Genomic DNA, 20,721 nt, shown 5'->3' on the forward strand with positions numbered 1-20,721 from the left:
TGCTTATTGCCGATAACCTTTGCAATTTGCGCCCATTTTGCAGTAGCAAGCTGATCATAGATGTTGGATAGCAAATTAAACGCAGTGCCAACGGCTTAGCGCCAAGGGTTGTCTAAAAATCAGCTAGTAAGGTTGCGATGTGTGAACTTGTTGCCCAATGGCACGTCACAGGGTGGCAAAGACTTAAATGGAAAATGGAGTGAGCGTGTGAAGTCATCACATCGTTTGAGCAGTCACACAAGCACTTGGGCGGCTTTGTTATTGAGTGGTTTGTTGTTAGTAGGCTGTGGTCAGGAAGAAGAAGCTGATGGTACGGCAGTGCCAGAGGAAAGCAGTCAAGAACAGCAAGATGGTGAAGTTGCTGAAGAAGCGACACAAGATGATCAATATGTATCTGAGCAAGAATCGGCCAGCGATGAGCCAGGTATGGAAGGTGATTCAACGTCTGACGAGTCAGCTCAGGAAGAGGAGCCATTGGCAGGTGATACCACTGAAGACCCTGGTTTTGGTGACGGTACGGATCCCATGCCAGGTGATGGTGAAGATGCAAGCGATCTAGCAAACAGCGGCAATGATGACGAGTCGCAAGATGCTGAAAGCGATGAAGATGAAGAGGAAAATTCCGGCGAGTAAGACATGCAAGTAATGGTGTAGTAGAGATTTCCAGTGTCCCTACGATGGTAAACCGCTTCAGCTGTTTGTTCCCTGCGGCTGCTCCCACGGTTTATCATCCCTTCAGCCCCCGCGCCCGCGGGGGCTTTTTTTTGTGATTGGAGTCGCCCTGCGCCTAGGGTTCTTCGTTATCCTCCAGACGACGGTAAAGGGTACGTCGGGCAATGCCCAACACTTCGGCAGTGCGGCGTTTGTTGCCACCTGTGGCTTCCAAGACTTTGCGGATATAGCGCTTTTCAACTTCTTCCAAGCTCGGCCAGGGAGTGGCTGCGGCGGCCGGCATCTGAGTGGTAGGCAGCACTTCGCCGGTAAGTGTTGCGGTCGTTTGGGCCGACTCCTGGGTGAGTTGTTCGCGCAGCCGTTCAGGCAAGTGCTGATGGCGTAACGTGCCATCCTCGCTGAGTGTGACGGCTCGCATAATGGCGTTTTCAAGCTCGCGTACGTTGCCTGGGTAGGGGTAGTGCATCAGGCAGTGAAGCGCATCAGGTTCAATTTGCTCGATTTGTTTGTGTTGCGCGTCAGCGTGCTTGTCGATCAGGCTGAACACCAGATGCTCGATGTCGGGCCCGCGGTCGCGCAACGGGGGGATACGCAGCGAAAAGGTTTCCAGGCGGTAGAACAAGTCGCTCCTGAAGTTGGCCTGCTCGATTTCCTTTTCCAGATGACGGTGCGTGGCTGCGATAATCCGCACATCGACGGGTTCCTCGCGTTCACCGCCCACCGGGCGCACGGTTTTTTCCTGCAGCGCGCGCAGCAACTTGGCCTGGAGATTGATCGGCATCTCACCAATCTCGTCGAGAAACAGGCTCCCGCCCTGGGCGCTGTGAAAGAGGCCCTGTCGGGCGTCGTTAGCACCGGTGAAGGCCCCTTTAACATGCCCGAAAAACTCACTTTCCATTAGATCGGCGGGAATGCTGGCGCAGTTCACCGCGACAAAAGGGGCATCGTGACGCAAGCTTTCCTGGTGAATCGCCCGCGCCAGGAGTTCTTTACCGGTACCGCTTTCGCCCAGTAGTAATATCGGCGCATCACTTTTCGCCAGCCGTGAGGCATCATGAAAAAGTGCCTGCATCGCGTCGCTTTTACCGACAATACCGTGAAAATGACCGGCCTCTACGGCGTGCGAAACCGCCAAGCGTTGGCGCTCCAACACTCGAAATACCGACTCGCGGACGGCGTCAAGATCCAGTGGCTTGGTTAAGAAATCGTCTGCCCCGAGCTTCAGTGCCTCAACGGCTTGGTCAATGGTGCCGAAGGCGGTAATCACAATAATGCCCAGCTCACTCCCTTCATGGCGTAGCTGTTGGAGTAGCTGGATGCCGCTGATGCCGGGTAAGCGCACATCGGTAATAATGAGAGAGACCGCCGTATGGCTGAGTAGGGCGATCGCATCCTCTGCGCTGGAAACCCCGTGGGTAGTGTATCCAGCGTCTTGCAATTCCTCTTCTAACAACTCACGTATCGCGTGGTCGTCTTCCACTACCAACAAAGGTAAAAAATGCTCCGGGTGCTTCACAAACATGGTCCTCATGCAGGTGTGGTGTCATAAAGCGGCAGCGTAATTTCAAAACCTGCACCGCCTAAGGGACTGTCGAAAACGCCGATTGTGCCGCCGTGATCATTGATAATTCGATGTACCATAGAGAGTCCTAACCCGCTGCCCTGGCCGACAGGTTTGGTGGTGAAGAAAGGGTCAAATACCTGCTGGTGATGTGATGCTGGTATGCCAGGGCCGTCATCCTCAACCCAGACATGGAGTTCGTGTTGCATCTGTTCAGCTCGAACGCGAATAAGGCGAACGCCGTCCGCCTGAGCTGCATTACGTAGTAAATTGGTCAACACTTGAACAATTTGTTGCCCGTTGGCGAGTAGTGTTGGCGTGGGGCTGGGTAGGGTGGTTTCTAGATGTACCCCACGTGGCTCAAGCTCCTCTTCTACTAGAGCGCTGGCACTGTGTATCAGTTCGTCAAAGGGTTGCTGGTCTTTTTCCACGTTATGTTGGCGGCCCAGTTCCATCAACTGGCGAACAATCTCGACGATGCGTTCAACCTCACCACGAATGCGGCCTAGCCTAGATCGCTCGTCGTCGCCAATCACGTCGCGACGCGCCAGCCGCTGGGCCTGGCCGTTGATCACGGTCAGCGGCGCACCGATTTCATGAGCGACCCCAGCGGCCAGTACGCCAAGCTCGGCAAGTTTTTTAGATTTGCGCAGGCGCTTTTCAAGCTCGATTTCACGCTGTTGACGATCTTCTATATCGTGGTCTTTCTCGGCCATGGCATCCAGCATGCCGTTAAGGCCTGAGGCCAGTCGCCGGTATTCTGCAGGCCCTTCAATATTGGCCCGCTGACCGCGGTCCCCTTCCTCTACGCGCTGCATTACCAATAACAAGCGATTCAATGGCCGTTCGATATAGTACCGAAACCCCCACCAAATACTCAAAACAATCCCGGCCGCGCCTACGACAAACACCAGTACGGCGACAATGCTGAGAAAGCCGGTATAGTTTTCGATGCCGGTGTTTAAGCGGTTAACTTGTAGTATACCGCTTACCTCGCCATCTGGTGTGCGCAACGGTTTGAGGGCGGAATAGTAAGTCCAGCCTTCAAATTGCCGGTAGTCGCTGTGCAGCTCGTCACCCTCAATCGCCTGTTGAATCTCCTCACGACTGAACAACTCGCGGCCCAGTCCGAGGCCATAAATTTCACGGCCGTTGGTGTCGAAAACATAGGCACCATAAATGCGGTGAAAGGAAAACGCCGCTTCAAGCGCTTCCTCAAGTGAGGCGTCGTTTTCCCGAGAAACGGCGTAGCCAAGCGTGGTGCTCAGCGCATGCGTAATCATGTCGACTTCGTTTTGCAGCTTGGAGCGAACGTTATCCTCCAGCGACTTAATGGCCACCAAACTAAACACCACCAAAATAACGAATAGCGGGACGATGACCGTCAGAATAATTAAATTTCGTAAACGCATGCGTTAACCGGGGTTATGAAACATCAATAAGCGAACTGCCCGCTACTCGGCGGGACGTAAGCGATAAAGGGCACCATCGGCGGCGTCGGTCAGCAAGTATATGGCCTCGTCAGGCCCCTGACGCACATCGCGCAAGCGGCCGAGTTCGCCGTCGAGAATGACTTCTTGGGCGGCCACTTGGTTATCTTCAAGCGCTAGCCTGACCAGCTGCTCGCTGCCCAGTCCGCCGGCCAGCAGTTGGCCCTGCCACTCGCCAAAAGCGCTGCTGGTGACTTCCGCAAGCCCCGAGGGCGCAAAGCGCCCCTCAAAGACGTGCACCGGGTCGACCATGCCGGACTTGGACGTCTCGCCAATCGGCTCGTTGGTCGCGTAGTCGTTCCCCCGGCTGACCTCGGGCCAGCCGTAATTATCGCCCGCCGTCAGCCGGTTCAGTTCATCGCCTGTGCGCGGGCCATGCTCGGTCGCCCACGGGTCACCGTTTTGTCTAACCACCAAGCCTTGGATATTGCGATTGCCCTGGGTGTAAATTTCATCCAGCGTGTCGGGTTCGTCAACAAAAGGGTTGTCGTCAGGCACGCCACCGGTGTCGGTCAGGCGCAGGGTAGACCCCGCGTGATCATCATCGGCTTGGGCGCGGGGGGGCTCGTTGCCACGATCGCCAATGCTCATCAGCAGGGTGTCGTCGGGCAGCCAGGCAATCCGTGAGCCGTAGTGACGACCGGGTGATGAGGCGCGATCCTGTTCAAATAGGTGTTCGACGTCACCCAGTTCGTCGCCCTGCCATTTCACCCGCGATAGCGCTGAGCGGCTGTTATCGCCATCGGGCTTGCTCCAGGTGAAGTAGATCCAGTCGTGTTCGCCGTCGCCAAACTCAGGGTGCAGGGCGATATCCAGCAGCCCGCCCTGGCCACGTTGGCTTACTTCGGGTAATCCGTCCAGTGCGCGAGGTTCGCCGCCATCAGCCTCTATGATACTCAGTTGTCCTGGCCGTTCACTGACCAAAAAGCGACCGTCAGGTAGAAACGTCACCGACCAGGGATGCTCCAGGCCGCCGGCAATTTTCTCGATAGAAAAGGCCACTTGATCGCTCTCGATACGTTCCTCTACGATCTCTGCGGCGCTGACAGAGGCACTACTGCTCAGTAAACCGAAGAGGGCGGCGGTCAACCAGCGCTGACGCAACGCAGGGGTAGATAAGCGACGCATGGGGGCTCTCCCAAGAAAGTGACGATCGTTAGGCACGTCAAGCAGAGACGCTTTCTGACGCGAGAGGTTCCTTATTTTATGTTATCAACTCATGGCATCAGCCAAGCGAGCAGTATCGGCAAATAAATCAGCGCCAGCAGCGTCGAGCAAAACACCAGGCTGGCCACATAGGCCGGTTCGCGCTGGGCCCGCTGGGCAAACAAGTAGTTAAACACTGCTACCGGCATGCTCATCTGCAATACTAAAATCCCCTGGGCCAGCGGGGGGAGCCCTATTAAATCGGCAATCAGCCAGGCCGCACCTGCCGCAAGCGGAATACGCACCAAGCTAAAGCCAAGGCCCGAGCGCAGGCTTTTGACCTGAATGCTAGCCAAGGATACTCCCAAGGTGATCAACATGAGCGGTACGGTAAAGCCGGACATCAAATCCACGCTGTTGGCCAACCAAAGCGGCAGCTCGGTCTCGGTGAGCAACAGTGCCATGGCAATGGCGATCGCGTAGACCGTTGGCGTTTTGGCCAGTGACTTGAGCGGATTCCCCCTACTGGCCAGCATGGTGCCGACCGTAAATTGAAACAGCGATACCGTGACCATCACGGTAATGCCGTACACAAAACCGGCACTACCAAAGGCGTAAAGCACGACCGGCAACCCCATGTTGCCGGTGTTGGGGTACATCATCGGAGATAACAACACGCGCCAGTCGCGGCGTAACAGCTTGGCGACAAAAAACGTTGCTCCGGCCATGCAGGTAATCACCAGCGCGGTTGCTAGCATAGTGCGGCCAAAGGTACTGGCGTCGATTTCCGCCCCGGCGAGTGAGGCAAGCACCAGTGAGGGTGTGCCGATATTGAAGACCAGCCGGGTCACAAAATCGACCGGATAGGGATGGCCCAATCGCACCCAGGTAAATCCCAAGCCAGCGCCCGCCAATACGGGCGCCATTACCGCAAAGAGTTCAGCCAACATGGGCGCGTCCTTGGCAATGAGTGGCCGACTATTGTGAATAGGTAGCGGACTAACTGGCAAGTCGCGGAAAGAAAACCTAAGCCGCGACACCGTTATGCTGCCACTGGTGGGGCATTTGCTGGCGTAAAAATGCCAGCAGCGCCTTCACGCGCCGTGGCTGGTAACCGTAAGCATAGAGCAACGTGATGGGTAACGGCGCTGGCTGCCAGTTGGGTAGACAGGGAGTAAGTTCGCCGGGGTGATGCGCTTCGCGTTTGTCGGCAAGCCAATGAGGCAGCAAGCCGATACCTTTGCCACGGGCGATAGCATCCAGGTGAAGCGCAGTTAGATCCACCCGTAAACGCGAGCGTGGGGGGTAAAAGTGGTAAGGACCCTGGCTTTCGTGGTGCAGCAGCAAACCATTCTGGGTCGTGCCCAACAGGTCGATCCAAGGGTGGCCGGCAAGATCACGAGGATGCTCAAGCAGCGGTTGCTTGCTGAGATAAGTCGGGCTGGCATAGAGGCCTCGGGTCAGCATGCCGAGCGGCTCCTGATGAAGGCCGCTTTCCGGTATCTGCCCCAGGCACACATGAACACAGTGACTATTGAGCGAGCTGGGCGGCGTTTCCCGCGTGCGCAACGTTAGCTCGACCTTGGGGTAACGTGCCATGAAGGTATCCATAATCTGGCCCATCCACCCCCTGGCAAGGGCACAGTGAACTTCGAGCGTTACCGTCCCGCTTATATCTTCACGCAGCTCTGCCAGCGCCTCATGGCTGCGTTCCGCCAGCGCCAGGATATCCTGGCAGTAGCGATGGAATAAAAGCCCCGCCTCGGTAGGCAACAGGCGGTTGGCTTGGCGCCGCAGCAGCGGCTGTTCCAGGCGCGCTTCCAAATGGCTGATACGCCTACTTAGGGTTGATTTGGCTAACCCCAGCTTGCGCGCACTGAGCGTGAGGCTGCCGGTCTCCATCACCTCCGCAAAGGCTTTGAGTTCGTCGAAATCATGCATGGTGGATACCGCAATGCTGGAAACAGCGGCATTATGCCAGGGATTTGTTTGAATGAAAATTATTGTTATTTACTGTTGCAAGGAGTTGAACGCGCCGTCCCACCCCTTTGAGGCTAAATTGTATGAGAATTTAGATGCTAATGGTTCTTAAATGTGACTGCCCCGCAAGGTGGCCGAGTCCTGGCACGGCAACGTCCAGCCTGACACGGTGGCACCGTCCTACACCTTTGTGGACGCGGGCGTTGGCTACCAGTTGACCGACAACACCAAGGTAAACGCTGGTATCTATAACCTGTTCGATGCAGACATTGATTACGATGAATATGGCTACGTAAAAGATGGCCGCCAGGTTTGGTTGGGGTTGAACGTGGCTTCCTAACAGTCCAGAGCACTATGGCAGCCATTGCGCCATCACTTAGTGGGGAGCCACGTTAACCAAGCGGCTTCCCGTTTTTATGGTGCGCCAGACATGGCGCACCACAAAAAAGCGGCCTTTATAAGGCCGCAACAAACGATCAAAAAGACACCAAGCATCTAGAACTTTATGCGTGATCCGAACATAGCGACATTAACATTGCTGTATTCGGCACTAACGCCAGATAAAGAATGACGCCTATAGCCCGCATAAATATCAAGCCATTGAGATGGCTTATAAACATACCCAACACCGACAGTCTCAGCATTATCCCCTTTTAATCTTAGATCCTCGGTCTCCGCATAGTGGGCATCAACCGCATGGGCTTCATTAAACCTATAGCCCACTTTTGCCCAATAAAACTCTGAGTCTGGTGACATGCCGTTGTCATCAGCCCGATTTGAATAAGCCCCCGTCAAGTTGAAGCCGCTTGTGTGCAGCCACGAAATTGACCCGCCAATAGTTTCCACATCACCAGATGTTTCGCCCACATCCTTTGTTGAATAACCTAATCTGGCAACAACCCGACCAGCCAAAGGAAGCGAGATACGTCCACCAAGTTCAGTGACATCTGAGTTGCTCTTACTTCCCTGGCTCACAGACAATTTAACGGGACCTAATGCAGGCGTGTCGTATCTAAATCTAGAATATCTGCTCTCAAAGTCTTGATTGTTGACTGAGTTTTTAAGAGCGATTTCTTCCATGGATTCTTTGTTAACAAATGGCAACCCCCCACCAACTAGAGGAAGATTAGCGGAAGAAACCACATTAGTTCCAGACAGGTCTGCTTCAATGTTACCATTTGCCGCACCATTACCCTGACCAAGTGAGAAATTGCCTGCCGCCCCTTCCAAAAAAACATTAAAGTGACGATCCTTGAATTCCTGAATTCAACTAATAAGTGCAGCACCCGCGGTTTCTAGCGCTCCTGAATATTCTCCTAAGAACACCTGGGCTGGGGTTCGGTATCCCAGCCGCTTTCTGGGTCTATCGTTCAGCTTGTGAACAACGCGTCGCAGCTCTACATTAGTCACCTTCCGGAAGTCTGTACCTTTCGGAAAATACTGCCTGATCAGGCCGTTGGTGTTCTCGTTTGTCCCACGTTGGCCTGAGCAGTAAGGATCACAGAAATACACGGAGGCGCTAACCGCTTTTGCGACCGTCTCGTGGTCTGCAAACTCCGAGCCATTGTCTAGCGTGATCGTCTTCACCGCGCCCCGACGAGGCTTAAGTAACCGAACCATGGCTTTCTGCGTTAGTTCTGCCGTTACCTTTGGAAGACGTGCCGCCAACAAGTAGCCACTTCGTCGCTCTACCAACGTCACTATCCCCGCTTGCTTGTGCCCATAAAGCACCGTGTCGCCTTCCCAGTGACCGATGGTGAGGCGTCTTTCGATAGCAGGCGGCCGATGCTCTATCCCCACACGCTTAGGAATCTTGCCTAGTCCTGCGCTTTTGGCATTGGCACGATGTTTACTGCGACGCTTGGGCTGGCGGAGGTGTCGCCACAAATCGCCACCCTTGGCCTTATCGTCCCAGATCAACGAATAGACCCATTGATGACTCACCCCTATACCCGTCAACGGCGCCATAAAACCGCTAATCTGCTCTGGACTCCATTCTTCCCTAAGCCTGTCAGCTACGGCATTGATCAGGCTAGGGAGTCGCTTTGTCCACTTCCAAGCAGAGCGGCGTCTCTGATCGCTGTAACGCTGCGCTTTTGCGGGTTCATATCCCTTGGCACCTGAATTACGTCTCAGCTCACGGCTCACGGTACTGCTGTGAATGCCAAGCTGTTGAGCAATCTGACGTTGGCTCACCCCTACATCCCTGTGGGCAAAAATTTGATATCGTTGTGCCTGGGTCAGTTGTCGGTATCCCATACTCTGCTTCACTTTGGTCGGTAAGGCGGAGAGGGTACCGCTGCTGGCCCTCCTGCCTCTACCGTATGATCCAAAGTGCTGCAGTTATTCTATGAATTCAGGATTCTCCACTGATATTTTTATTTTCAGGGTTCACTGAACTTGAAGGATTTTGCACATAGCCAAGTTCAACATGTGCACCAACCGCAATGTTGTGACTTTCTAGATCGCCCCTTAACCTAGCACCCACCCTACTTGAGCTATTATTGTTGTTTACAATGTAGCCATCTGAGCCGAGCCCGGTATCACTATGCATATACCCCAAATTAATTTGCCCATAGGGGTTAAAGTCTATGTTTTCAATCGGGTCTGCATTAACTGCGCCTGTCCCCGCAAAACTTGCAGAAATAATGAAAATTGTTTTTCTAAAAGATTTAGTCATATCTGGATCCTCGATTATTTATATAAGTTGTATGTTTGTAGCTGGTTTCATCTATCCTTATAAATTATTTTTTGTGCGTCACCTCCAAAGTTTTAACAGTTATAATTTAGGCGCAAGTGTCTCTCCCAAGATCACCTTGTCTGGTTCTTGGTCTCTTGGGTTATAAAGCTAAATTAAGCGCAGTCGTTGTTAATTTTTAAAAGTCAGAATGTATATAGGATAATTGTTATTCCTTAATTAAAGTGGGGTGAGTTTTGACTAATTTTAACGAGCTATCTTGGAGTAACTCTTATTCCACAACTTCTATCATCTTGCGCAGAACGTAATGGAGGATGCCGCCATGACGGAAGTACGCCAGTTCATTCTCGGTATCGATGCGGCACTTGGCATCAACGGTTTTTTCGCCATCGGCATTTTTAATGGTCACTTTGACGTTGCCGCCCGGCGTTAAATCGCTCAGCCCGGCAATGGATACCTCTTCATCACCCGTGAGTCCCAGTGTCTTACGGCTCTCACCTTCGGGGAACTGCAACGGCACCACCCCCATGCCGATCAGGTTGGAACGGTGGATGCGCTCGAAGGACTCGGCGATTACCGCGCGCACGCCCAGCAAACGCGTGCCTTTGGCGGCCCAGTCCCGCGAGGAGCCGGTGCCGTACTCTTTGCCGGCGATCACCACCAGCGGCTTGCCTTCTTCCTTGTACTTCATCGCCGCGTCGTAGATGGCCATCTGCTCGCCGCTGGGGACGTGGCGGGTTTCGCCGCCGACCACGCCGTCGAGCATTTCGTTTTTGATCCGCACGTTGGCAAAGGTGCCGCGCATCATCACTTCGTGGTTACCACGACGCGAGCCGTAGGAGTTGAAGTCGACCGGTTTAACGCCGTGCTCTTGAAGGTAACGTCCAGCGGGGCTATCGGGTTTGATGGCACCGGCCGGTGAAATGTGGTCGGTGGTTACCGAGTCGCCCAGCATGGCCAGCACGCGGGCGTTGTGCACATCCTCAATGGCGTCCGGCTCGCGGCCCATGCCCTCGAAAAACGGCGGATGCTGGATGTAGGTCGATTCGGGCCATTGGTAAACCTTGCTTTCCGGCACCTTGATGGCCTTCCAGATATCGTCGCCTTCAAAGACAGCCCCGTACTCCTTGTGGAACATCGCGGTATTGACCTGCTCAACGGCGGTGGCAATCTCCGCTTGGCTTGGCCAGATATCCTTGAGGTAGACCGGGTTGCCGTTGTCGTCCTCACCGAGCGGGTCGTTGCTCAGGTCGCACTGAACATTGCCGGCCAGGGCGTAGGCCACCACCAGCGGGGGGGACGCCAGCCAGTTGGTTTTCACCAGCGGATGCACGCGCCCTTCAAAGTTACGGTTACCCGACAGCACCGAGGCGACGGCCATGTCGCCGTCGGCGATGGCCTTTTCGATCTCGTCGGGGAGCGGGCCGGAGTTGCCGATACAGGTGGTGCAGCCATAACCGACCAGGTTGAAGCCCAAGGCGTCCAGGTCGTTGTTCAACTCGGCGGCCTCCAGGTAATCGGTGACTACCTTGGAACCCGGCGCAAGGGAGGTTTTTACCCAGGGTTTGGTGGTGAGGCCTTTTTCGCGTGCTTTACGGGCGAGCAGGCCGGCCGCCATCATCACGCTGGGGTTAGACGTGTTGGTACACGAGGTAATAGCCGCAATCACCACCGCGCCTGGGTCGAGACTGAAGTCGTGGTCATCAAGCTTCACGGCCTGGCTGGTGTCATGTTGAAAGCTGCGCGCAATCCCCACAGCGGTTTGGCCGCCCTCAGAAGACAGTTTTCCCTTGGCGGTCGGGTCCGCGTTGGTATCTTCCTGCAGGAACTTATCAAAGGCAGCGGCCATATCCTTGAGGGCAACACGATCCTGGGGACGTTTGGGCCCTGCGAGGCTGGCTTCCACCTCGGTCATGTCGAGGTGCAGCATGTCGGTGAAGACTGGCTCGTCGCCCGGCTCGCGCCACAGGCCCTGAGTCTTCGAATACGCCTCGACGAGGTCGATTTGCTCGTCGTCCCGGCCGGTCAGGCGCATGTAGGTAAGTGTTTCGTCATCAACCGGGAAGAAGCCGCAGGTGGCGCCGTATTCGGGGGCCATGTTGGCGATGGTCGCGCGGTCGGCCAGCGGCAGGTCCTTCAGGCCGTCGCCGTAGAACTCGACAAACTTGCCGACCACGCCTTTCTTGCGCAGCATTTCGGTGACGGTCAGCACCAGGTCGGTGGCCGTGATGCCTTCGCGCAGCTTGCCGGTCAGCTTGAAGCCGATGACCTCGGGAATTAGCATGGAAACCGGCTGGCCCAGCATGGCCGCTTCGGCTTCGATGCCGCCGACGCCCCAGCCGAGGACGCCCAGGCCGTTGATCATGGTGGTGTGGGAGTCGGTGCCCACCAGGGTGTCCGGATAGGCCAGGGTGCGCCCGTTTTCTTCCTTGGTCCACACGGCTTTGCCCAGGTATTCCAGGTTGACCTGGTGGCAAATGCCGGTGCCCGGCGGCACCACACGGAAGTTGTCGAACGCCTGCTGGCCCCAGCGCAGGAACTCATAGCGCTCGCGGTTGCGCTGCATTTCAATGTCGACGTTTTCCTGAAATGCGGCGGCGTTGCCGAACTTGTCGACCATCACCGAGTGGTCGATGACCAAGTCCACCGGCGATAGCGGGTTGATTTTGGCGGGGTCCTCGCCGAGTTTTTCAACGGCGGCGCGCATGGAGGCAAGATCGACCACGCCGGGTACGCCAGTGAAATCCTGCATCAGTACGCGGGCAGGGCGGTAGCCAATCTCACGGCTGGATTTGCCTTCTTTTTGCCAGTCGACCAGCGCTTGCATGTCATCCTGTGAAACGCTTTCATCGTCGGCAAAACGTAACTGGTTTTCGAGCAGAATTTTGAGCGTCTTGGGCAGCCGGTCGATGGTGCCCAGTGCTTCAGCGGCCTTCGCCAGGCTGTGATAGTGGTAAGTGCGGCCACCGGCCACGAGGGTCTGCAGCGTCTCTAGTAGGGGCGAGGTGTTCATGTTGTCTCCTTTCGTTGCGCGGGCCGATGTCGTTAGTGGTCGTCGGCCCGCGGTGGACTTTCATGACAGGACTGATTTAGCCGAACAGCCAGGGATCGATCAATCCGCTCGGGTAGGTCAGGGTCAGGAACTCGGCCATGCCAACCAGAAAAGCGATGACCCCAAGTGCCATGGCAGTTGCCACCCAAGGTTTGAGTCGCGCAATGGTCAGCAGGAAAACGAAGCAGAACAGTGTTGCAACAGTAATAAAGCCCAGTAGCAAAATGGCGCCTACCAAGGTGAAGAAGCCCAATAGCCAGAGGCCCTGTAGACCGGTCGCCTGATGCTCCCAACGGGGCCGGAAAATCACGCAGCGGGCAATCTCCGCCAGACAGGAAAGGGCCAAGATTGCGATGGCTAGTCGTGGCATGATGCCGCCAATCAAGGACAGGTCGGCGACATTCATCCAGGCGACGACCGCGGTGCCCATTAGTGCGGCGAAGAGCACCGTATCGATGACGCCCAGGGTGGGAGCGGCCTTTTGGGGGACCGCTGCGCCCACGGAGACGGCTTCCCGGCGCTTGCGCCATGCGGCAGTGATCATGGGAATGAACATGGCGCTAAGGATCAGAGCACCAATGATCATCACGCCGGGGCGCATGAAGGCGTCTGTACCCTGGAACTGCACCGCCTGATAGAAGTACCCCTCCGCTCCTGGAGCCAACACGAAACCGATCAGAAAGGCGGGGCGCGACCAGTTCGCCTGCTTGAACAAGACCCCCAGGATGCCGACCGCCCCCAGTGCGAGCAGGTCACCCGCAGAACGCGTGGCCTGAAAGGCAGCGAACATGATCAGTACCGTGATCAAAGGTGCCAGCGTGGCGAAGGGGACCCGTGTGAGGCTGGCCACCGGACGAGCCAGCACCAAACAGAGCGCGGCGCCCAGGATATTGGCCAGGGCCAGCGACCAGATAATGGTGTAGGTCAGGTCAAGGTGAGTCTCAATCATGCCCACACCGGGCTGCAACCCAAGCAATAACAGTCCACCCAGGAACACCGCAGCTGTACCCGAGCCGGGCACCCCGAACAACAGGGTCGGGACCATGGCGCCGCATGCGCAGGCATTGTTGGCGGATTCAGGGGCGATCACCCCGCGGATGTCCCCCTTGCCGAATTCGGACTTGTCATTGGCGCTTTGCACCGCATGGCCATAGGTGAGCCAGTCGACCACCGAGCCGGCCAGGCCAGGGATAGTGCCGATCAGGCTGCCGATAGCCGCACAGCGTGCGACGAGACCACGTTGTTCACGTACATCGCTGATGCCTTTTCGCCAGCCTTCACCCAGATTGCAAGGCTCTTCGGCGATGCTTCCTCGTTTGACCAGCAGGTCGATAATCTCCGGGAGTGCGAAGATCCCGAGCCCCACCACCACCAGGGGCAAGCCATCGTAGAGGTAGTCGAGCCCGAAGTTCATGCGGAATTCACCGGTGGCCGGCGCCATACCGATAGCGCCCACCAGCAGGCCCAGGCCGCAGGCGGCCAGCCCCTTGAAGAGGTCGCGCCCGGAGAGCACGGCCACCATCGACAGGCCGAGCAGGGTCAGCATGAATAGTTCGGAGGAAGAGAACGACAGCACCAGCGGGCGGGCGATCAGGATAAAACCTGTCAACACGCCGGCACCGATGAGGCCCCCGATCATCGAGGATAGGAAGGCGCTAGACAGTGCACGTGCGGCCTGACCTTTCTTGGCCAGGGAGAAGCCGTCAATGACGGTGGCTTGGGAAGCGCTGGAACCAGGAATACCCAGCAATACCGAGGCAAAGGTATCACCAGTGGGAATCACGGCGACCAGGCCCATCAGCATACCGAGTGCCACGGTCGGCTCCATGCCGTAGAGGAAAGGTAGCAACAAGGACATGCCAGCGATGCCCCCGAGTCCGGGTATGATGCCGACCACGAGGCCGACCAGCACGCCCAGCACCATGAAGAGCAGATGGGACAAGGTAAATAGCTGTCCCAGACTGGAGAGAAAAATATCAAGCATGGCGTCTGGCTCTTATATTGTGTGATCAGGAGGAGACAGGGCTGCCGGCCCTATGGGCCGACATATCTCTTTGCGCGTTAGATCTCGGCGCCGTGCTCGGACTGCAGCCAGTCGGCCAGCCAGTCGCGAGTGGCGTCATCGATGGACATGGCATCGTCCAGGTGACGTTGCACGGTGTCGCCAATGACCGGGGTATAGGGCCCTAACTGTGCAGCAGCCTCTTCTTTGAATGCGTCGGTATCGACGAATTCTTGGGCTGCCTCGCGGTAGGTCTCGAGCAAGGACTGGGGTGTGTCCTTGGGCACCATGATCAGCTTCTGCAGGGCATAGCCGGAGGCGAAGAACTTGCGGAAGGCCTCATAGGCAGTGCCCGACGGCGCCTCGTCATGGACCTTTCGATAGACCTCGTTGAAGGTGGGCAGCTCGGGGAAGGCTGGGTCGCGCACGATCTTGCCCTCGTCGTTCAGGACGCCAAGCGAAAACAGCGGCACGGCCTTGCCTGACTCAACCAACGGCTCGACGTTACTCAGATAGGCAGAAGTAGTCTGAAAGTCGATATCGGCCTCGCCCCGTTCGAAGGCCAGTCGACCCTCACCGCGACTACGCATGCCGAACACGGCTTCCACGTCCGCGCCCAGCATGTCCAGGGCGATCAGGACGGGGAGCTCGACCCCCGTAGGGTTTTGCGCTGCCAGCTTGACCGGCTGCTCCAGCAATGCGTCGATAATCTCATCCGCTGACGCACCGAGATTTGGTTGTCCATACACTACACCGCCTGTGGGGGTGGCCAGAATGGGGGTCCATTCGCTGTAGTCGTAGCGCACGCGCTGGTCATCAAGCATGGCGGGGTATTGGGTAGAGGCCGAGGTGCCCAACCAGTTGCTGCCATCCGACTCGGCACGTACGGCGAACAGGTTGGCACCGTTGATCGAACCGCCGCCGGGTACGTTATCGATCATGATGGACGGCTCTCCCGGCAGAGACTCGCTGAACCAGGGGGAGAAGAACCGCGCCCAGACATCCGTACCGCCGCCGACTCCAAATGGGATAGTCCATTTGATGTTACCCGGTACCTCGACGTTTTGAGCCTGCACTGAAGTCGTCAGGCTCAGCCCAGAGATCGCAATCCCAAGCAATACGGCTTTATTGAGCCGTCCGAGGGAAAAGGGGGAAGTTGAAGTCTTGTTGATTAGCATGGCGTTACTCCTGGTGTGTTGTAGTTGTCATGGTTGATGAATGTTACCCCAGCGGATATGCGAGATTAGCTAGCTCTTGATGTCAGCATATCCTGACTGGGAGGAGAGGGAAGCGAGTAAAAAATGGTCCCGCTCATGATTTTTCTGGCAGTACGAACGAGGGACACGCGTGCAATGTCGAGGGAATTTCCGTTGCGGTGCTCGACATCCAGATCGATGAGTCCAGAGGGATGTTCCAAACTTACCTGTGACAGCTGACCATCAGCTTCCAGCTTCCCCGCTCCAACTGCGATTCGGTTAGCTACGGTGCCAGGAACACTGACCGCCGCTGCCACCGCGATGGCGCCCGTAACGGCAATTGCCTTATGACAACGGTGAGGCACGAAGTAACGGGTGCACAAAGTGCTGGTATTGTCGGATGGTGCTGACACCAGCACGGGCTTGGGCAGGACACTCTGGCTAACATCCCCCAGTCCCATTCTTAGTCCAGCCTGGCGACGAATCATCTCCAATCGCTCAAGCATGTCGGGATGAGCGTCTAACTCCGACGCGGACTCCCGGCCGCTGAGGCCCAGGTCGACCGCATTGATCATCATGATGGGAGTGGCGGCATCGAGGCAGGAAACTTCGATACCATCTATCGTGTCGATGGCATTCCCGGTCGGCAGTAGCGCGCCTGTCTTGGTGCCAATAATATCCAGGAAGCTGAGCTGAATGCCGGCGGCATGCCCCGGCACGCCGCTGATGGTCGTATCACCCTCGTATGAAACTTGGCGGCCTGGCGTCGGCACGCGACATTCGATCAGGCGCTGAGTGTTAAGGTTGCGAACGCGCACGACGGTGGTGCCTTCCTGAGGCTCCACCAGCCCTGTCTCAAGTGCATAAGGCCCAACGGCAGAAAGCATGTTGCCGCAATTCGGGTTGAAATCGACGCGTCGGTTGAGCACATCGACCTGCGCGAATAGGTAGTCGACATCCGCCTCGGGATGGGATGAGTGCTCCACGATGGCTACCTTGCTAGTCAGCGGATCCCCTCCTCCGATGCCATCTATCTGGAGAGCGTGGCCCGATCCCATGAGATTCAGCAGGATCTCGGTTTGTGCTTCCTGGCTGTCGGGAAGGTCTTTCATGCGTAAGACAGGGCCTCGGGAGGTGCCGCCGCGCATGATCATGCAGGGAATGCTGTTCATCATTGTCATGCCATATCGCGTTTCAAAGTGGTGATATGAGCATGTCAGGGAGTTTTTGATGCTTCAAATGCAAATAAATGAGTGGTTCAATGTGTAATTCACATTAATTCGCTATAATTATTAATCGCTACTACTTCATGCAAGAGTGAGGATATGCAACATCGACTAGAGTTTCTTGATCTGCAAGCCTTTATTCAGGTCGCAGAGCTTGGTTCCTTCCACGAGGCTGCGCAACGCCTGCACCTCTCTCAGCCAGCGCTTTCTCGCCGCATTCAGAAGCTTGAGGAACTCTTAGAGATCGAGCTGCTGGAACGCACCACTCGGCGGACGCGGCTAACCCCCATTGGCGCGGACTTCCTTCCTCGAGCGAGGCGAATGATAGAGGAGTACGAATCGTCGATCCTAGGGATACGTGAATTGGCCACGCACCAGAAGGGCACAGTCACCATTGCCTGTATCCCCACCGCAGCCTTCTATTTCCTACCTAGTGTGATTCGCGGGTTCAGCGAGGCATGGCCAGGGATCCGGATCAGGATCCTTGATGTGAGCGCCAAGGAAGGTTTGGAAAAGGTGACCAATGGCGAGGCTGACTTCGGCATCAACATGTTCAGTGCGCAGAGTCCGGAAGTCTCCTTCACGCCACTATTGCGGGACCCTTTTGTCCTGGCGCTACGTTACGACCATCCTCTGGCGGATAAAGGCCTTATCGAATGGTCGGACCTCGAACAGGTCCGGTTGATCACCGTGAGTCGAGACAGTGGCAATCGGATGCTGTTGGACAACACCCTCTCGGCAGAGGGCATTCGGCTGAATAGCTTCTATGAAGTCCAGCACCTTTCCACTTCGCTTGGTCTTGTTGAATCTGGTCTTGGAGTGGCGATTCTTCCCAAAATGACAATGCCTGGCCCTGACCATGACACTCTTTGCTCACGGGAACTCCCCGAGCCTTGCATACAGCGCACTATCGGTCTGGTGAGAAGTAATTCGCACAGTTTATCCAGCACAGCCCAGCTTTTTATCGACATGCTCCTGGAGCACTGGGGAAGCTCCATAGGCACTTGAAAGATTGACAGTCTTTACTGTACTGGCTGCTATACATCGCAATATTAAATAACGATAGTCGTGCATCTTCCAGGTAAGACAAGGATATCCCTATAAGCTGACTAAATATAAAAAGGAGATAAGCCATTAAGTAAGTTTTCCAGCGAATTAACTCCTTGTCATTACCAGCACGCGCCCGTTGCCAAGGCACAATAACCTAGCAGACATTGCCTTGTGGTCGCCACGGTGGCTATCTCAAGATCAAAAAAGCCCCGGCAATCGCCAGGGCTGAAGAAGAACATCAAAACAGTAGCGAGCTTAAACCGATTAGAACTCGTAGCGTGCCGAGAGCCACAGGCGACGGCCTTCTTCGCTATTAGCATAAACGTTGCCATAGCCGGCCCCATCGCCGTAGGAGCGATAGTCGACGAAGTCCTTGTCGAACAGGTTGTAGATGGTGGCGCTCAGGTTCAGGTTATCCGAGACGGCGTAATTACCGCCCAGGTTGAACAGCGAGTAGGCTTTAAAATCGCCCAGGTCATCGAAAAGCGGTACGGGCGGACCGGGAGGCGCGGTGCGCGAGCGGTAACGCTCGCTACGGTATTCTGCCGAGAGCCAGGCATCCAGCTTGTCGGTGGCCTGCCAGCGCAGCGTGGCATTTACCGAGTGTTCGGGCGTATCGGTGAGCGGTTCGCCTTTATTGTCGCCGCTTTTTTGTTCGCTATCCGTGTAGGTGTAGTTGGCGTTTAAGCGCCAGTCCGGGTTGAACTGGTAGGCGGTGGAAAGCTCGACGCCTTGGGTGATCGCCTCGTCGACGTTGACCTGCTGGCTGTAAACGCCGTCAGGAATCAAGGGGTCATTGGACACCTGCCTGTCGTTACCGCTGGCGATTTTATCGTCAAACTGGTTATGGAATAGCGTCGCGCTGGCGGTAAAGCCCTGCTGATTATCGTAATGCGCACCGATTTCACTACTGGTGCTGGTTTCCGGCTCGAGGTCCGGGTTGCCGATGGTAAGGATGGTGCCCTGGCCCGTCACGCCGTTGATGCCGTCATGCAAGTCGTTAAGCGACGGTGTTTTGTAGCCGCGGCTCACGCCACCTTTTAGCGTCCAGTTGGGGGTGGTGTTCCAGACTAGATAGCCACGTGGGCTGAACTGGCTGCCAAAGGCATCGTGGTGGTCGTAACGCCCGCCGAGCGTAAGCGCCAGATCGTCGCGCAGCATCCATTCGTCTTCGGCAAACAGGGCGGTAGTGGTTTGCTCGAATGTCTCGCCCGCTAAACCGTCGTCCAACTCCGAATCCATCCATTGGCCACCTATGGTGGTCATATGATCGCCCAGCGGCATGGTGAATTTGCTATCGAGCACCGTGTTGGTGGTTTCCAATTCGCGCGGGTCACCGCCAACGATTCCAGGAAAACCTGCGTATGCTTCACCCGCCGTACCGGGGATGGTGCGGCCGGTGGTTTCGGTGGTGTTGCGCATCAGGCTGGACTCCAGGGTGCCTGAGGCAAAGCGTCCGGTATGGCCAGTAGCAACTTGCTCACGCTCAAAACGTAGCTCGTCGGCATAACCGTTAGCGACACCGGGGTCAGGCTCACAGCTGCGCGTGCGACCATCCAAGGTGCCTAACTGGCATTCGTCGTTGTTGTAGCGCTGGCGGTTGACTTCTCCGTCGAGCCACAGGTCGTGATCATCAGTCGGCGTCCAGGTCAGCTTGCCGCCCAGGTTATAGGTATCGCCTTCCACCGGGCTGGGGCCGCGCTGGCTGACCTCGATCGGGTCGCCATTTTCATCGCTGTATTCTAAATTAGATGCGTCGCGCTCATAGAAGCGTCCGCGTAATTGCAGGCCTAGGGTGTCTTCTATCAAGGGGCCGCTGGTGTAGAGATTAATTTCACGCCGGTCGCCGAAGTCGCGGTCTTGGTTGAAGGTATTCTCAACGCCAACCGAGCCGGTCCATTCGCGGTCGACCTTGCGGGTAATGATGTTAATTACCCCGCCCATGGCGTCAGAGCCATAAAGTGTCGACATTGGCCCACGAATCACCTCAATGCGCTCAATGCTGGAGGTGGGTGGAAAAAAGCTGGTGGAGGTTTCGCCAAAGCCATTGGGCGTTACGCTACCGGCGGTATTTTGGCGGCGGCCATCAATCAAAATCAGCGTGTAGTCGCTGGGCATGCCGCGCATGCTGATGTTCCGACCGCCGGTTTTACCCACCTGGCCGCCCACGTCAACTCCTTCAACGTCGCGCAGGGCATCGGCAACACTGGTGATGCGTTTGCGCTCCAGTTCCTCGCGAGACACCACCGAAATACTGGCCGGCGCATCGACCATCGTCTGTTCAAACCCGCTGGCCGACACCACGATGTTATCCAGTTGGTCGCTTTGTTGTGCGTAAACCGCCGTGGACGATACGGCGAGCGCGATGGCGCTGACCAAAACGGTGCGAGTAAAGCGTGGCATGGGCATCCCCTGGTAAAGCAATTAGATTATTAATGATATTCATTGTCAAATGAGATGGGGAGTCTAAAAACAAAAGTTCCCAAATGCGAGGCAATTGATTGGAACATGACGTTGCGTAAGCTGGAACGATGCGGGTAGAGCGAGCGATGCAGTTGAGCGTTGCGTTGCGTCGAACGCAGTATTCGCCGTAATATTGATGCAAGTGCTTTTGATAATCGTTATTATTCCTGCGCCACTTCAACAGC

Annotated in this window: 16 protein-coding genes; 3 read left to right on the plus strand and 13 right to left on the minus strand. The window is 56.1% G+C overall.

Annotated features, from left to right (window positions below; genetic code table 11):
- The first annotated feature begins 141 nt into the window (after positions 1–141).
- Complete coding sequence (locus CPH17_RS17635) at positions 142–633, plus strand: hypothetical protein (protein WP_156524092.1); 492 nt, start codon at positions 142–144, stop codon at positions 631–633.
- 154 nt (positions 634–787) lie between these two features.
- On the opposite strand, the gene CPH17_RS17640 is transcribed toward CPH17_RS17635, so the two are convergent.
- The 5 genes from CPH17_RS17640 to CPH17_RS17660 form a co-directional block, all read right to left on the minus strand.
- Positions 788–2,203: a sigma-54-dependent transcriptional regulator gene (locus tag CPH17_RS17640; RefSeq protein ID WP_096300558.1), complete on the minus strand. Its 1,416-nt coding sequence runs from the start codon at positions 2,201–2,203 to the stop codon at positions 788–790.
- Positions 2,200–3,645 carry a sensor histidine kinase gene (locus CPH17_RS17645; protein WP_074395515.1) on the minus strand — a complete coding sequence of 482 codons (1,446 nt, stop codon included), beginning with the start codon at positions 3,643–3,645 and terminating at the stop codon, positions 2,200–2,202. The genes CPH17_RS17640 and CPH17_RS17645 overlap by 4 nt, the downstream gene beginning before the upstream one ends.
- 42 nt (positions 3,646–3,687) lie before the next feature.
- Positions 3,688–4,851 carry a PQQ-dependent sugar dehydrogenase gene (locus CPH17_RS17650; protein ID WP_096300560.1) on the minus strand — a complete coding sequence of 388 codons (1,164 nt, stop codon included), beginning with the start codon at positions 4,849–4,851 and terminating at the stop codon, positions 3,688–3,690.
- An 89-nt stretch (positions 4,852–4,940) separates the two neighbouring features.
- Positions 4,941–5,819 carry an AEC family transporter gene (locus tag CPH17_RS17655; protein WP_096300562.1) on the minus strand — a complete coding sequence of 293 codons (879 nt, stop codon included), beginning with the start codon at positions 5,817–5,819 and terminating at the stop codon, positions 4,941–4,943.
- 76 nt (positions 5,820–5,895) lie between these two features.
- Positions 5,896–6,810 carry a LysR family transcriptional regulator gene (locus CPH17_RS17660; protein WP_096300564.1) on the minus strand — a complete coding sequence of 305 codons (915 nt, stop codon included), beginning with the start codon at positions 6,808–6,810 and terminating at the stop codon, positions 5,896–5,898.
- 169 nt (positions 6,811–6,979) lie between these two features.
- Between CPH17_RS17660 and CPH17_RS17665 the strand changes: the two genes are divergently transcribed.
- A complete protein-coding gene (locus tag CPH17_RS17665; RefSeq protein WP_331712956.1) occupies positions 6,980–7,189 on the plus strand; it encodes a hypothetical protein in 210 nt (69 codons plus the stop codon).
- Positions 7,190–7,344: 155 nt separating this feature from the next.
- Here the strand turns inward: CPH17_RS17665 and CPH17_RS17670 are convergent, their stop codons facing one another.
- The 7 genes from CPH17_RS17670 to CPH17_RS17695 all read right to left on the minus strand — a co-directional run bounded on the left by CPH17_RS17670 (position 7,345) and on the right by CPH17_RS17695 (position 16,978).
- Positions 7,345–8,079 carry a porin gene (locus CPH17_RS17670; protein ID WP_157742968.1) on the minus strand — a complete coding sequence of 245 codons (735 nt, stop codon included), beginning with the start codon at positions 8,077–8,079 and terminating at the stop codon, positions 7,345–7,347.
- A 36-nt stretch (positions 8,080–8,115) separates the two neighbouring features.
- Positions 8,116–9,108 carry an IS30 family transposase gene (locus CPH17_RS17675; RefSeq protein ID WP_074394883.1) on the minus strand — a complete coding sequence of 331 codons (993 nt, stop codon included), beginning with the start codon at positions 9,106–9,108 and terminating at the stop codon, positions 8,116–8,118.
- A 97-nt stretch (positions 9,109–9,205) separates the two neighbouring features.
- Complete coding sequence (locus CPH17_RS20000; protein ID WP_157742969.1) at positions 9,206–9,529, minus strand: hypothetical protein; 324 nt, start codon at positions 9,527–9,529, stop codon at positions 9,206–9,208.
- Between the two features lie 289 nt (positions 9,530–9,818).
- Positions 9,819–12,560, minus strand: a complete 2,742-nt coding sequence (gene acnA, locus CPH17_RS17680) for an aconitate hydratase AcnA (RefSeq protein ID WP_096300568.1) — start codon at positions 12,558–12,560, stop codon at positions 9,819–9,821.
- Between the two features lie 76 nt (positions 12,561–12,636).
- Positions 12,637–14,583, minus strand: a complete 1,947-nt coding sequence (locus tag CPH17_RS17685) for a tripartite tricarboxylate transporter permease (protein ID WP_096300570.1) — start codon at positions 14,581–14,583, stop codon at positions 12,637–12,639.
- 77 nt (positions 14,584–14,660) lie between these two features.
- Positions 14,661–15,779, minus strand: a complete 1,119-nt coding sequence (locus CPH17_RS17690) for a Bug family tripartite tricarboxylate transporter substrate binding protein (protein ID WP_096300572.1) — start codon at positions 15,777–15,779, stop codon at positions 14,661–14,663.
- Between the two features lie 65 nt (positions 15,780–15,844).
- Positions 15,845–16,978 (minus strand): 4-oxalomesaconate tautomerase, encoded by a 1,134-nt coding sequence (locus CPH17_RS17695; RefSeq protein WP_197703498.1) that lies wholly within the window; start codon positions 16,976–16,978, stop codon positions 15,845–15,847.
- Positions 16,979–17,122: 144 nt separating this feature from the next.
- Here CPH17_RS17695 and CPH17_RS17700 point away from each other — a divergent pair, with 144 nt between their 5' ends.
- The gene (locus CPH17_RS17700; protein WP_096300574.1) at positions 17,123–18,031 is read left to right on the plus strand and encodes a LysR family transcriptional regulator; all 909 of its coding nucleotides are present in this window, start codon (positions 17,123–17,125) and stop codon (positions 18,029–18,031) included.
- A 306-nt stretch (positions 18,032–18,337) separates the two neighbouring features.
- Here the strand turns inward: CPH17_RS17700 and CPH17_RS17705 are convergent, their stop codons facing one another.
- Positions 18,338–20,476: a TonB-dependent receptor domain-containing protein gene (locus CPH17_RS17705; RefSeq protein ID WP_096300576.1), complete on the minus strand. Its 2,139-nt coding sequence runs from the start codon at positions 20,474–20,476 to the stop codon at positions 18,338–18,340.
- Between the last annotated feature and the right edge of the window lie 245 nt (positions 20,477–20,721).

Origin of the sequence: Halomonas sp. hl-4 (assembly GCF_900215475.1) — a bacterium.
Lineage (GTDB): Bacteria > Pseudomonadota > Gammaproteobacteria > Pseudomonadales > Halomonadaceae > Vreelandella.